Below are 13,790 nucleotides of genomic sequence, written 5' to 3' on the forward strand. Positions count from 1 at the left end.
TGGCCGGTGAAGCGGTCAATAGGGTCATTGGCTTAGATTACCCTTTGTCTCTTTAAGATACCGTCGACCTTTAGTTTTGTGTGCTGAGATGAAGTGCTAATAGGATCGTGTGATCTAGATGGGGATTGAAGCATGGCAACTAAGCGCCCTTCGGCAATTGACGTCGCAAAATGGCGTTCTTCAGTTGACGTGTGGATTGATCATGCCGACATATTTTCCGACGATGTAGCAAGATTTGAAGCCGTCGAAAAATTGACCCTTTGGAATGTGGCGTACCCAGTAGACTTGTTCGCTCGTATGCCTCGGCTTTGGTGGCTGGATGTTAGGGGCGGTACGGTCAAGAACTTTCAGTCTTTGGCAACAGCGCAAGGCCTACGTTACCTTTGTATCAATCAGATAAGGGGCTTAGAGGACCTAAGCGACATCTCATCACTGAAAAAACTCGAATACTTGTCACTCTATGGTCTTTCAAAGGTTGAAACACTCCCTGAACTCAGTGATCTATCAAGCCTGAGGAGGGTTGAGGTCGGACAAATGAAGGGTCTGCAGAGCTTGGACCCTATTTGGAAAGCCCAGCAACTCGAAGAGATCCAACTTATGAAGGAAGTCCCAGCGGGACCTGATGACCTCAAACCGATTAACAATATGCCAAATTTGAAAGCCTTTTCTTGGGTCGCGATAGATGTCCCGGCAAAACGCTCGAGGGCAATAAACGAGGGCGTCAGCGTGCCTAAAGCCCGATCGCTTCACGCTACGGATTGGTTCGAAGAAAAAGATCAATGACTTCGGCTATGGGTTCATCGCTTCCCTTGGCTGCGCCGGACTCTAAGGTCGGCGGGCAGCCCAAACTAACATTGACCTAGGCTGCTCGGATATGGGATTCGGTTGGTCCACATCAGCATTCACTGTCTGTTAACACTCACCCTGTTACTATCACGGTGAACCCAACCCACTTTGTAACGATGACGAAACGTTGGCGATGGTGCTACGTAAAACAGACTGGCAGACCATCGCCTTGCTCTAGAGCAGCCAAACAGCCGCATAACCACTCACTCACAGCAAATTAGCGGCTTTTGGTTTATGTCGGATTAATAAGGCTTCATTGCGGTGCACTCACCTGTCCCTTGGGACAGGCCCGCCACCGTTTGGCCTAGGACGTAAACACGTCACTTCGATGGGATTGACCGCTGCCAGGACGACGCGGACGTTGGCTCAGTTCTATCCTATGCCCGCTTAACGCATCTAATCGATCTACCAGATACGTTTGCCGGGGCTTGCACCGCCAGGAAATTGCCATCCCGTGCACGTTACCGTGTCCATGACATTGCACGAAAGCTCTGCGACAAGGGTTTGGACTTGTAGAAGGTATGCCACATGAATTGCGGTCTCAAAGACCTCTTTCTGACGGTTCACGAACAGCTGTGGCAAACCCAATCGAGGCATTCAAAACCGACCGTCTTCGATAATGCACTGAATCAGGTGACACGACGGTTGAGGGAGGATAGCTTGGCTCCTGTGGGGAAGCAATAATACTATCATTTCACCCATGATGAGGTCTATCTGGAATAACTGATGGGAAATTCGTTGAAAAGCGCAGAGCAGAGCAAGGGCCCACGCGTGAGCAGTTTAGTTGATGAGATAGGCGAACCTATAATTGAGTACTTCAGGTTGGAGGGCGTCAATGGATATAAGACCATTCAACTTGATTGTTCTGCGTCGGCGAAGATCGTTTCCGCCGAAAATGGATCGGGAAAGACAACTCTGCTAAATGCTCTGTACGGGATTTTGGCGGGGAAACCGGCGCAGCTCCATAAGGTGCAATTCGATCAGTTTGCGATAAAACTACGCGAACAAGATGAACTTAGGGTCTCGAAGGGTGAGCTGACACCTTTGCCAGCTGATATCATCGACGTGATCGATGACAGTTTTCCACAACTGAGAGAGTTTGGGCGAGATGATAGTGCCATTCTGGAAGCATTGACAAAGCTTGCGCTTGGCCAAACAGATGAGTTCTTTAAGTCAGACTGGTTTGATCGCTTTTATCGAATGAGTCCTTTCGACAGGGACGATATTTCAACTATGTGTGAGGAATTGATTAGCGGCCTTCCTGACAGTGACAGTCGGTTTTCTGAAATTGAGGAGTATGTCAGGACTGGTTTGGGAGGCGCGACAGTCCTTTATCTGCCTACCTATCGGCGGATCGAAGCTGAGATGCCTAGCGACATAATGCAGTCGAAGCGATCCGACAGATACTACTTTAATCCCCGTCCGAAGCATCCGAGCCGTAGGGTGATGGGGCGTCGTTCTCGTTCGTCGTGGGAGATGGATCAGCTAATTTACTTCGGTTTAGAGGATGTAGAAACTCGCCTCCGAGATATTGCAGAACTAATTAGATCTGGAACATTTGATGCGTACACCAGAATTGGTGGTCGAACGCTAGAGGAGCTGCTGTCTGGACCGGGAAATCTACAAGGTGACCCGGAGAATATTGATACCGCGGAATTGGGCGTAGTTCTAGCAAGGTTAGGCAAGGCAGACGGTGAAGTTGAAGCTCGGATCGCCGCATTGATCAACAACGGAGAGATCAATAAACCTCAACACCGTTACCTGCGAAGTTTTCTTAGCCAGCTTTTGGAGGTCTATGCGTCGAACAAGGAGCAAGAACAGGCGATTGAAGCTTTCGTTGGAGTCATAAATTCATATTGGGAAAATGACTTTGATGAGAAGCGATTCATATTTGACAAACTTTCTGTCTCGACACGTGTGGAGAACAAGTTCACAGGAAACTCTCTCCCTTTGAATGCTCTCTCCTCAGGTGAAAAACAGATTGTTAGCATTTTCGCACGACTTTATTTGAGTGAGCTAAAGCAGTTTATTGTGCTCATTGACGAACCTGAATTATCTCTTTCCATGGATTGGCAAATGCGGTTCTTACCAGATATCTTGCGGTCTCCAAGTTGTGCTCAGATGGTGGCTATCACTCATTCTCCATTCGTTTTTGACAATGAGCTCGATCCATATGCGGGGCCCTTGAAGATTACAAACCGTAGATCGGATGAGGGAAAGAAGACTGTTGACAGTGAATGAAGAAGTTAAGCGCAGCGGCCTGACCGAGCGTATGAGGGCGGCAAGACAGAAAGGTGTAGTAGCCTTACAAGGTTATAATACACTTCGGTCTAAACACCCTCGCGATGTCATAATCGCTCTGGAGGGTGACGATGATCCAATTTTCTATAAGACCTGCATCAGAAACATAGACTCAAGCTTCAAATGGGTTCCGCTCGTATGTCGCGGTAAAGACAACGTCCTAGCTCTGCGCGTGTTGTTGGAGCGAAACACAGATGAGGATGCTTCGAAAACCTATTATATGATCGATAGGGACTATGATCACCTGAAGGGACATGTACCTGGCCCAAACCTCTATTGCACACCTGGTTACTCCATTGAAAACCTTCTTGTGACTTCTAGTGTGTTCGAAGAGTTATTGGTTGGAGAGTACAAATGTGCGGCGGGTGAAGATGAGATTGCCGAACTGAAGGCGCTGTTCGGAGAGCGTTTGGACGAGTTCTTCGATGCAATTGGACTGGCTAACAGGGCGTTGCACTACTGTAGGGTAAAGGGCATTCGGTGTGGTTCTGTTGACAACCGCATTAAGCAATACGTCTCGGTAACACTGGATGCTGTCACTTCAAGGTATGGAATAGATGATCTCGAGCGATTAATTGGAATCCCGGAAGGGTTCGACATTTTTGATTGTGACGATACTACTGCGAAATTTACAGAATTTGATCCTGCCGACGACTGGCGTGGGAAGTTCACCCTTTTTTTCTTCGTGGAGTTTCTGACGCAGCTTCGAGAGGATCGTTGTTCATTTGAACCCAAGAGATTTAAAGAGAGGCGCAAAGTTACATTTAATCCTAATTCGTCAATTCTGAGGGTTTTGAGTTCGATGATTGATCCCCCCTCTTGTCTGAATGCATTTATTACAAGAATCGCTGCATAGAAGTTATCTTTATTTTTTTGATGCGACGCAAGAATGGCTCATGTTTTGGTTTGATGACTTTTTCTCTTTAGTAATGACGAATTTTTGCTACCAAAGAAGTAGTTCCTATCCACTAGGGTTAATCCTGCAAAGGTCATCGACTACAATCGATATGTGAAGCTGCGACTAAGCACCAGATATCGAGCAATTTGCTGCACAGGAGAACGGAAGCAACGCGGGCTACCCCTGCATTACCCTGAGATTGTGTTCAAGGTAGGCTCCGTGGCCGGCCGACAACCATAACTAGATATGACTTTGCGGCTTTGCAGTGTCTGCTTCCTGCGCAAGACGGCTATCCGAGCTTCGCGACGCGCCCGAAACCTTGGCCTCAAATCCAATACCGGAAGTCCTACGAAGTTAATGAAAGGTCGAAGAAGTACAGGAGCACAAGACCGAACGTGACCAACAAGTAAAACATCGAAGTCAATGCCATTGCCAAAATAAGAAGATGAGAGTGAACAGGCCTTTCAATGCTAACCCGACTAGCTAGACTCATCATTGCCTGTGATAACTCTCGCGATTGCCTGACGCCTGCACCCGCCATTACTGTGAATCCCCCTGACAGCAGAATGAGTGGCCAGAGTGCGAACCTTGTTACTTCAAAATTCTCACTGTAGCTGTCGAGTAGATATGCAAGAACCCCGGAAGCAATCGCAACAAAAAACAGGTTCACTTTGACAACCAAGTCTAGGTAGAACTTCCATAGGGCGACCAGCCGCCAATACTCATCCTTTTCCACGTCGGTCATCAGCATCGTCTCCTGTGTGGCGAGTGTGCTTCGCTGAAAAAAGGTGCCATTAAGCCGGGTTTAGACCGTCAGCTGGACTTTGCAAAGTCGGCTTCCTGCGCTGATTCACAGTTGCCATAAATGCTGGATCGATTGCGTTCGGCTTTTCAGCATCATTTCGGAGCGAACGGCGCTACATCCCGAGTGGCAAACACTGATGTCTTGATTCCTTGGTGGTTCAACGCGTCGACGGCAGCGGACGTCTAAATGCTACGTCGCTGCCGTCTAACAACACACTCAGTACGCGTCACTCGATGCGGGGCTAATTACTCGTTACTGCACTCGTGACGACGCGGTGATCGCCCTGAATTGTGACCGCATTTGGCCTTGGCAGCCTGTCCTTTTGGATAGGCTTGCCGCAAACCAGCCCAAGGCATTAAATTTCGGTTAACTGCATTACACCGTGGTTAACGACCTGATTGACGGACCACGTCGTGCACCGCATGCTCGCGTAGGCATTTTCCCTTCAAACCACACAAACCCTTGCGTGTATTTGTGGGTATCTGGCGCAGATAGGTTCGCCCTACCATGAGCCACTTACCACTCCTCATCGCCCTTTGCGCCGCACAAGCCACCCATCAGGTGGGTTTGTGTGCTTCGCAAGCCCTACCACCCGTTTTGGGCGACAATGATGCGCCTGAGTGGATCCATCTGTTGCCTGGCGGTGCAAGCATCGAAACAGGTGATGCGCGTGGTCCTTACCATGTCACCTCATCCGATGATGTCATTGCGGCATCCTTTGCCCAGGACGACCGCCTCCCCATCGACGAAAACCACTCCACCGATCTCGCCGCCCCGCGTGGCGAGCCTGCGCCCGCGCATGGCTGGATCGTGGCTATGGAGGCGCGCAACAACGGCATCTGGGGCAAAGTCGAATGGACCGAAAGCGGTCGTCAGCTGGTCGCCAGTCGCGCCTATCGCGGCATTTCGCCCGTCATTCTTCACGACAACGCAAAGGCGGTGCACCGCATCTTGCGCGCCAGCCTGACCAACAAACCCAACCTGCGTGGGATGGCCACGCTTCACCAGCAACAGGACACCACAATGGACTGGATGACATTCCTGGCCGACACGCTCGGCCGCCCTGCGACAGCCACAGAAGACGAGATCAAATCAGCTTTGACGTCTGCAATCGGCAAAACCGAAACCATGGCCGAGGATACGGCCGCCATGCAGTCGCAAATGTCAAAGATCGGTGTGGCGCTCGGTCTGGCAGAAGAGGCCGATGGTGACGCCATCCTGGAAGCGGCAACACAAGCCGCGCAATCGGACAAAGCGGCTCCTGCCGAGATTGTCGCGCTGCAAAGCGAGATTGCCACGCTGACCAAGACGATCAACACGATGCAAGAGGGCAGCGCACGCACGACCGCAGAGACTTATGTCGATGCGGAAATCAAACGCGGCCGCGCGGGTCTGAAGCCGGTACGCGAGCGCTACATCGCGCTGCACATGAAGGATCCCGCCGAGTGCAAGGCGCTCATCGAGGCGATGCCGGTCCTCGGTGCCACCCCAACATCCATCGTGCCGCCCACCGCAACCGGCGGCAGGATTTCACTCAATGCCGAACAGATCTCCGTCGCGCGACAGCTCGGCATGACGACCGAAGACTATGTCAAGCAGCTTGAGCTTGACCAAAAGGAGGACGTGTAAATGGCGCCGTTGACGAAAGGTCGTAACACCCCGCAACGCCTTGGTGACATTCAGAGCGGTCCGGTTCCTGCCGGTGCGGTCATTTTCCAGGGCGCGCTTCTGGTGCGCACTCCGTCTGGATACGTCCAGCCGGGCGTCCCGGCAGTAGGCCTTGTTGGCGTCGGGCGCGCCGAGGAAGCCGTTGATAACACTGGCGGGGAGTTCGGCGACCTCACGGTCAGGTACCGCCCCGGCGTGTTTCGCTATGCAAATTCAGCGGGCGACGATGCGGTCGTTCTGCGCGATATCGGCACCCTCTGTTTCGTTGTGGATGATCAGACGGTCGCGGCGACCAACGGCGCTGGCGCACGCTCGCCCGCCGGTGTGATCGCCGATGTCGATGCGCAAGGTGTCTGGGTGCGCCTGGACGAAGCGCTGACCAACGCCTCCTAACATTCGCTCAACAAGGAAAGCTGACAATGCTTATCAACACCACCTCTCTGGAAGCGATCCGCGTCGGGTTCAGCGCTGCCTATCAGCGCGGTCTCGACCAGGCGGAGCCAATGTATCAACGGATTGCCACAACGGTGCCTTCGACGACAAAGGAAAACCGCTATGGCTGGCTGGGCAAGCTGCCCAACATGTCCAAGTGGGTCGGTGAGCGCACCGTTCATGGCATCGCCGAGCACGACTATTCGATCAAGAACGAAAGCTACGAGCTGACGATTGGCGTGGATCGCGATGACATCAAGGACGACAATCTGGGTACCTACGATCCCATGATGGTCGAGATGGGGGAGAGCGTTTCGGCCCTCCCAGATCAATTGACCTTCGGTTTGCTGAGGAACGGGTTCACCGAGGAGTGCTACGATGGCCAGCCCTTCTTTGACACCGACCACCCTGTCCTGGACGAGAATGGTGAGATCATTTCTGCGTCCAACACCGGAGGCGGCGCGGGAACGCCCTGGTACTTGATGTCGACGCGGCGCGCATTGAAGCCGCTCATCTTTCAGGAGCGGGAAAAGGCGCAGTTTGTTGCGCTGGATAACCCCAATGACGAGCACGTCTTCAAGAACAAGGAGTTCCTCTACGGCTCTGACGGGCGCTGGAATGTGGGTTTCGGCTTCTGGCAGATGGCCTATGCGTCTCGACAGCCCCTCAACGCGGCCAACTATTCTGCGGCGCGGACGAACATCATGGAGCGCAAGGGTGATTACGGACGGCCGCTTGGCCTGATGCCGGATCTTCTGGTCGTCCCACCAAGCATGGAAAGCGCTGGGCTGAAGCTCTTGAACAACGAGTTGGGTGCCGGTGGCGAGACCAATGAATGGAAAGGCACGGCTGAGCTGTTCGTTGTGCCCTGGCTTGCCGCCTGAGCCTGACCTGAGCGACATCGATTGATTGAGCGGTCCGATGTGACCGGACCGCTTTCTTCAGCCGATCCAAAGGAGAGCGAGATGTCCAATCGCGACGACATGAAGAAGCGGGCCAGGGAACTTGGTCTGAGCTTCAAAGGCAATATCAGCAACGATGCGCTTGAAGAACTCATCAAAGAGGCTGAAGCCGCAAGAGATACCGGCGCCGTCGCCAGCACTGGCGAGAATGACAGTGGCCAGATCGGCGCGGCCACACCGCCACCAGGTGAGAGCGCCGCAGATGCGGTTGGGCCTAGGGCGGCAGATGCTGCGACTGATGAGCAGACAATGCAGCCATGCGCCGCGACCGGGACGTCAGAGTCCGGCGCGGCGCCACAGAATACCCCGCGCGCCACTCACGCAACCGAGGGTGCAGAATCTGCTGCGCCCTCGGACGTGGCGTCGGCCTCATCCAGCGATGCACCCCAGAGCAGTGATGGCAAAGCCGGGGGCACGGAAACCGCCGTGCCCCCGCAGCAACCCGCAACAGGGGTGATGCTCCGCGTGACCGGACCCAAGAAGGGGCGGCGGCGGGCTGAGTACCAGTTTGACAGACAGCCCGTCGATATTCCGCTCGATGATCTGGACTACGCCGAGCGCTTGGCGCTGCAAGGTGATCCGAAGCTGACACTTCAGCTCTTCCAGGACGGTGAGCCGCTCACCGATCCGATGCAGGGCGGCACGGATCCAGCGGCTTTTGAACAGACCGTTTAACGGCCCATTAAAGGTGGCTTTCATCGATGCCCTACGCGACCCTTGATCAGCTTATCGACCGGTATGGCACCCCCGTGCTGATCAACCTCACGGATCGGGCCGAGATACCAGCGGGCGTGATCAACCAGGCTGTGATTGACCGGGTTCTGGCGGATACGGATGCCGTCATCGATGGCTATCTGGAGAAGCGCTATGCGCTGCCAGTCACGGACGTACCGCCCATGCTCGCCGACATTGGCCAAGCGATTGCGATCTACAAACTGCATGTGTTTCAGCCCGACCAGAAAATCGAGGACGAGTATCGCGAGGCGATGCGCATGCTGCGCGAGATCGCCGACGGCCGCATCACGCTGACGATTGCGGGCAAGCCTGCAGCGGGATCTGGCAGCAGCGGGGCACGTCTTACGGATCGTGAACGCCCTCTCACAGAGCAGAACCTGAAAGGCTTCATCTGATGATTGAGGCGGTGATCACCCGGCTGAAAGCCCAAGTTGGGTTTCTGCAGGAACGCGTCGAGGGGGCGGCAGACTTCACGAACCTCGTCGCCACCCGCAAGGCCTCTAGCTACAGCACCATCGCGCATGTGATTCCGTTGACGCTGCGCGGCGGTGCAGCCGATGCCGCTACGGGCATGTTTCGGCAGAGCTTTGATCGCTCTGTTTCCGTCATCCTGTCGATCCGCAGCAATGACCGGAATGGCCGCGCGGCACTCACCAATCTCGAAGACAATCTCTTCGCCATCATCAATGCCATTGTCGGCTGGGCGCCGAACGATGAGGTCGGCGTGTTCCGCCTTGTGGGCGGGCGTGTCGTGTCGATGGCGCAGGGCCTGTTCATCTACCAGATCGATTTCTCCATCCAGGACCAGTTGAGGATTGCCCAATGACCCAAACGTCCAAGACAGAAGAGATGCCCCGTCGCGGTGGCAGCTTCCTGCGCGACAAGGACGGCAAGCTGATCCAGACCGCTGGTCCGGCGCTTGCCCCGAAACCAAAATCCGGCAGGTCCAAAAAGACGCCTGCTGTCGAGAAAAAAGGGGAGCGCTGAGATGGCCCTTAAATGGCGCAGAAAGATCCTGCTGTTTCTGATCGAGGCTGCCTATGGCGTCGATCCCAACCCAACCGGCGCAAACGACGCGTTTCTGGCGACGGACGTTCAGCTCAGCCCGATGGAAGGCAATGATGTTAGCCGCGAGCTGGAGACGCCTTACCTGGGACCGCAACCCACAACCCCGACAGAGCTGCACCAGCGGCTGTCATTCAAGGTTGAGCTGGTAGGCTCCGGGACCGAGGGCACAGCACCCGGCTGGGGACCCATTCTGCGCGCCTGTGGTTGCGCCGAAACCGTCGTGCCGAACGCTTCGGTGACCTACAATCCGGTCAGCGACGATCACGAGAGCGGGACGTTCTATATCTGGATCGACAGCACGCTCTTCAGGCTGTCCGGCAGCCGTGGCACCGTCACCATGAACTACACCGCCCAGGGCATCCCTTACCTGGAGTTCCAGTTCATCGGGCTCTACAGCAAGGCAACGGAGACGCCGCGTGTGCAGCCGGATCTCTCGGCCTTCCAAAAGCCGCTGGTCGCATCGGATTTCAATACCCCGACCTTCACGATAAACGGCGCTGATTTTGTGATGCGCAGTTGCATGCTGAACCTCGGCAACCAGGTCGAGCCGCGTTTTCTGATCAATGCGGAAAGCATCCTGATTACGGATCGATCCGATGTCCTCGAAACGACCGTCGAAGCTGTACCGCTGACGGACTTCGATCCGTTTACGCTGGCGCGTGATCAGACCACGGTGCCGGTTGCACTGTCGCATGGCCGGGAGGCCGGTCTGATTTCGACACTCAACATCCCGACAGCCCAGATCCAGCGTCCCCAGGGCTTGGAGAGTACGCAGAACATCGTGGAATGGCCGCTGCGCATGGTGCCATTACCGACCGCTGGCGACGACCAGTGGACGCTGGTGCTGACGTAAACCCGTTAAGAGGAGAGAGTGATGTTCAAGGTCGTAGAAGAGCCGGAATTCACCCATGACGTGCCGATCCAGGTGCCGGACGATGACGGGCACAGCGAACAGATTTTGCGGACGCGGTTTCGCGCGATCTCGCTCTCGGATGGTGAGGCTTACGATCTGAGCACCAAAGAGGGCACAACCGCCTATCTGCAGCGGATCATCGTCAGCTTCGAGAACCTGGTCGATCTGGAAGACAGGAAGATCGCTTACACCGATGCGGTGCGGGATCAGCTTCTGGACAGGCCCTATATCCGCATGGGTCTGACCACCGCCTATATGCGCGCGATGCACAAGGCCCGCGCGGGAAACTAGAAGCCGTCGGGCGTGCCTGGGCGACGGGCACGCTCGGCGGCTCCGCAGTCAAAGATGAGGCGCAAAACGATGCAGAGCTTTGGGGCATCGCACTGCCCGATCTGGCTGAACCCGGCGGTGAGACAATCTGGGCGTCTAACGCCGAAGCCGTACATGCCTTCGCTGCCATTCACACGCAATGGGATCATGTGGTGACTATGATCGGTGTCATCCCAACCGGCCTCAATTACAGCGGCGTTGATGTCGGTTTGAGACTGGCAGGCATCGATGTCACGCCCGCGCTTTGGCGTGATGTTCAACTCATTGAGAGAGGAGCCCTTGCTGCCGTAGCGGAGGTAAGGGCATGACGGATTACCGGGTTGGCCTGCGCATCGAGGGTGATAGTGCAAGCGGCGAGCAGGCACTCAATCGGACAGATGCTGCGCTGGACAAAGCGGGACGCTCCGCCCGCGCGATGGGACAGGAGACGCGGCGCGCCGGTACCGAGACGCAGCGCCTCGGCCGCGAGGCAGACAAGACCGCGCGGGAGACGCGCGAGCTCAGCCAGGCCGAAGAACGGGCAGCGGCGGCAAGCCGTGCATTGGCGGCAGCAAATCGGCGTGCTGCCACGTCTGCCAGAACAGTCGGTCGCGAGAAGCAGATTGCGGCAGGTCACACCGGCAATCTCATCGCCCAGTTCAACGATATCGGCGTGATGCTGGCATCGGGTCAAAGCCCACTGCTTCTGGCGGTGCAACAGGGGACGCAGATCACGCAAGTGATTGGCCCGATGGGCGCGGCGGGGGCCGCGAAAGCACTGGGCGGCGCCTTTCTGGGCATGATCAATCCGCTGTCTTTGGCAACGCTTGGCATAATCGCGGGTGGCGCGGCCCTTGTGCAATGGGCCGCGCGCGCTCTCTCGGCTGGTGAAGAAGCCTCGGCGTTCGAAGAACGCCTTGATGGCGTGACGCAATCCATGGCGGCCTTGAACGCGGAGGCGCGGCAGGCGCGTTACGGCGCAACCGAAGAAGAGCTGACGTTATTGGACGGCATCAGCGCGAAGAATCGTGAGATTGCTCAGCTTCAGGAAAGGATCCGAGACACCCAAGGCCACAGGCGCCGCGTGGCGCAGCAAAACCTGAAAGACGCGATTGCCGAAAGGGATGCTTTTCAGGCGCAACTTGCGACGCTCCAGGAACGTCAGCGCTCTTTAGATGAGTTCATCGCCAGCACGGATACGTTAGCTGACATCGAAAGAGAACTTGGCGATCAGATGGGCGTGACGGCCGCGCAGCTTGCCGAGAACGAAGCCCTGGTTCGCCTGATGCAGGAGGGTATCAAGGCCAATGTCATCCAGCAGATGGAGCTGGCGGGCATCGATATCGCAAGCCCCATTGCGGAAGCCGTTGCCGAAGCCGCGAAGCTCGCCTCTGAACTGGGGATCTCGTTCCAGACGGCATCCGACATCATCGCGCTCAATGCGGAAGGGGTCTCTGGTCCTGATGCCGCGATTGCGCAGCTCGACCAGGCGCGGGGACCGGTGCGCAATGGTTTGCGCGGCGTTGTCTCGACGCAGACTTTTGACAGTGGCAGGACAAACCGAACGTCGCGTGGCCGGGGTGCAGCCACGTCCGAAGCGGATCGGCAACGCCGGGCCGTCACGGATCTGATCGCATCGCTGGAACAGGAGCTGGCCATTCAGCGGGAGCTGGATCCCGTCCAGCAGGAAATGATCCGGCATCGCGAGACACTGGGCGCCGCGACGGATGCTGAGCGGGAAAAGGTCGAAGAGCTGATTGCCACCCGCGCACGTGAAGCCGAGGCGATGGAGTTGGCGCGCGAGAATCTGGCAGAATGGCGCGATCTGACGGCTGACCTGCTCGATGACCTGATCCAGTCGGGCGGCAATCTGGAAAGCGTCTTGAGCAATCTCAGCGGCTTGCTCGTGCAGATGATCCAGCAGGCGGCTCTTCTGGGAACCGGACCGTTGGCGGGGGCGTTCGGTACGGCCGGAGGGGGTGGGGCTTTGGATCAGTTCTTTGGTGCGATCCTGCCAGCCGGTGCGACCGGCGGCCGGATCGTCGGTCCCGGCGACGGGAGATCGGACGATGTGTTGATGTGGGGCTCATCGGGCGAGACGATTATGAATGCGCGCGCCACAAGGCGCTATGGGCCGCTCCTCGATGCAATGAATGGCGATGCCGTGGTGCCTGGCTTTCGGGACGGCGGGCGCATTGCAGCATCTTCCACGTCTCAGCCCGTCTTTGGAGGCGTGAACATATCCATCGAGAACCACAGCTCCACCCCGGTCACGGGCGAGGTTGAGGAGCAGCCAGATGGATCGGGAGGGCGCAAATACACACTCGTTCTGGCGGATCAGGTGGGTGCCGCTTTGGTCACACGCGGTGGTGGCGCGCGTCGGACGCTGCAGCAGACTTACGGGGTGCGGCAGCGGGGGAGCCGACGATGAGCGTCGCGATCTGGCCAGCAGAACTGCCGAAGCCAAGCCGGGAAGGGTACCAGGCGCAACGCGTTGATGCGCGGGCGCGGCGCTCGGGAGGTCCGGTACCGGGCTATCGGAGACGGTTTTCCAGTGCGCCGGAGCTGGTGAGCCTCAGCCTCATTGACGTGCCGCGCGCCCTCAAGGAGGTGTTTGACAATTTCTACAGGCTGACCACGGCGGATGGCGTGTTGCCGTTCCTGATGCCGGATCCCGTGACCGACGGCTGGCCCCTTCTGGGTCCTGACGGACAATCCATCTTGCAGGGCGATCACAGACCGGTGCTTTTGAGCGCGCAATGGCTCTGCCTTTTCGGCGATCAGCCGCCCGTCGAGACAATCTCTGGTGTGCGGTTTGATATCGCCTTTAGCGTCGCGGTGTTGCCATGAGAC

At 56.4% G+C, this 13,790-nt stretch carries 16 protein-coding genes; 15 read left to right on the top strand and 1 reads right to left on the bottom strand.

Annotated features, from left to right (window positions below):
- The first annotated feature begins 132 nt into the window (after nucleotides 1-132).
- The 3 genes from SLH47_RS18425 to SLH47_RS18435 all read left to right on the top strand — a co-directional run bounded on the left by SLH47_RS18425 (nucleotide 133) and on the right by SLH47_RS18435 (nucleotide 4,003).
- On the top strand, nucleotides 133-783 hold the full coding sequence (locus SLH47_RS18425; RefSeq protein ID WP_320241531.1) for a leucine-rich repeat domain-containing protein: 651 nt from the start codon (nucleotides 133-135) through the stop codon (nucleotides 781-783).
- Between the two features lie 789 nt (nucleotides 784-1,572).
- On the top strand, nucleotides 1,573-3,087 hold the full coding sequence (locus tag SLH47_RS18430; protein ID WP_320241533.1) for an AAA family ATPase: 1,515 nt from the start codon (nucleotides 1,573-1,575) through the stop codon (nucleotides 3,085-3,087).
- On the top strand, nucleotides 3,080-4,003 hold the full coding sequence (locus SLH47_RS18435; protein WP_320241847.1) for a DUF4435 domain-containing protein: 924 nt from the start codon (nucleotides 3,080-3,082) through the stop codon (nucleotides 4,001-4,003). Before SLH47_RS18430 ends, SLH47_RS18435 begins: the two co-directional genes overlap by 8 nt.
- 388 nt (nucleotides 4,004-4,391) lie before the next feature.
- Here the strand turns inward: SLH47_RS18435 and SLH47_RS18440 are convergent, their stop codons facing one another.
- Nucleotides 4,392-4,790 (bottom strand): hypothetical protein, encoded by a 399-nt coding sequence (locus tag SLH47_RS18440; protein WP_320241535.1) that lies wholly within the window; start codon nucleotides 4,788-4,790, stop codon nucleotides 4,392-4,394.
- A 567-nt stretch (nucleotides 4,791-5,357) separates the two neighbouring features.
- On the opposite strand from SLH47_RS18440, the gene SLH47_RS18445 reads away from it, so the two are divergent.
- From SLH47_RS18445 to SLH47_RS18500, 12 genes are all read left to right on the top strand, one after another.
- A complete protein-coding gene (locus SLH47_RS18445) occupies nucleotides 5,358-6,479 on the top strand; it encodes a phage protease (protein WP_320241537.1) in 1,122 nt (373 codons plus the stop codon).
- Entirely contained in the window at nucleotides 6,480-6,911 is a 432-nt protein-coding gene (locus SLH47_RS18450; protein WP_320241539.1) for a hypothetical protein, read from the top strand.
- Nucleotides 6,912-6,937: 26 nt separating this feature from the next.
- Nucleotides 6,938-7,834 (top strand): Mu-like prophage major head subunit gpT family protein, encoded by an 897-nt coding sequence (locus tag SLH47_RS18455; protein ID WP_320241541.1) that lies wholly within the window; start codon nucleotides 6,938-6,940, stop codon nucleotides 7,832-7,834.
- An 81-nt stretch (nucleotides 7,835-7,915) separates the two neighbouring features.
- A complete protein-coding gene (locus tag SLH47_RS18460; protein WP_320241543.1) occupies nucleotides 7,916-8,587 on the top strand; it encodes a hypothetical protein in 672 nt (223 codons plus the stop codon).
- Nucleotides 8,588-8,613: 26 nt separating this feature from the next.
- Nucleotides 8,614-9,042: a DUF1320 domain-containing protein gene (locus SLH47_RS18465; RefSeq protein ID WP_320241545.1), complete on the top strand. Its 429-nt coding sequence runs from the start codon at nucleotides 8,614-8,616 to the stop codon at nucleotides 9,040-9,042.
- Nucleotides 9,042-9,473, top strand: a complete 432-nt coding sequence (locus tag SLH47_RS18470) for a hypothetical protein (RefSeq protein WP_320241546.1) — start codon at nucleotides 9,042-9,044, stop codon at nucleotides 9,471-9,473. The genes SLH47_RS18465 and SLH47_RS18470 overlap by 1 nt, the downstream gene beginning before the upstream one ends.
- Nucleotides 9,470-9,634: a hypothetical protein gene (locus tag SLH47_RS18475; RefSeq protein ID WP_320241548.1), complete on the top strand. Its 165-nt coding sequence runs from the start codon at nucleotides 9,470-9,472 to the stop codon at nucleotides 9,632-9,634. The genes SLH47_RS18470 and SLH47_RS18475 overlap by 4 nt, the downstream gene beginning before the upstream one ends.
- Nucleotide 9,635: 1 nt before the next feature.
- Nucleotides 9,636-10,568 carry a phage tail tube protein gene (locus tag SLH47_RS18480; RefSeq protein ID WP_320241549.1) on the top strand — a complete coding sequence of 311 codons (933 nt, stop codon included), beginning with the start codon at nucleotides 9,636-9,638 and terminating at the stop codon, nucleotides 10,566-10,568.
- Nucleotides 10,569-10,589: 21 nt separating this feature from the next.
- Nucleotides 10,590-10,919: a hypothetical protein gene (locus SLH47_RS18485; protein WP_320241551.1), complete on the top strand. Its 330-nt coding sequence runs from the start codon at nucleotides 10,590-10,592 to the stop codon at nucleotides 10,917-10,919.
- Nucleotides 10,920-11,086: 167 nt separating this feature from the next.
- Nucleotides 11,087-11,266, top strand: coding sequence for a hypothetical protein (locus tag SLH47_RS18490; protein ID WP_413785658.1), 180 nt, complete (start codon nucleotides 11,087-11,089; stop codon nucleotides 11,264-11,266).
- The gene (locus SLH47_RS18495) at nucleotides 11,263-13,368 is read left to right on the top strand and encodes a phage tail length tape measure family protein (protein ID WP_320241552.1); all 2,106 of its coding nucleotides are present in this window, start codon (nucleotides 11,263-11,265) and stop codon (nucleotides 13,366-13,368) included. Before SLH47_RS18490 ends, SLH47_RS18495 begins: the two co-directional genes overlap by 4 nt.
- A complete protein-coding gene (locus SLH47_RS18500) occupies nucleotides 13,365-13,787 on the top strand; it encodes a hypothetical protein (protein ID WP_320241554.1) in 423 nt (140 codons plus the stop codon). The genes SLH47_RS18495 and SLH47_RS18500 overlap by 4 nt, the downstream gene beginning before the upstream one ends.
- The last annotated feature ends 3 nt before the right edge of the window (nucleotides 13,788-13,790 follow it).

It is taken from the genome of Cognatiyoonia sp. IB215182, from assembly GCF_033963905.1.
In the GTDB taxonomy this organism is placed as follows: domain Bacteria; phylum Pseudomonadota; class Alphaproteobacteria; order Rhodobacterales; family Rhodobacteraceae; genus Yoonia.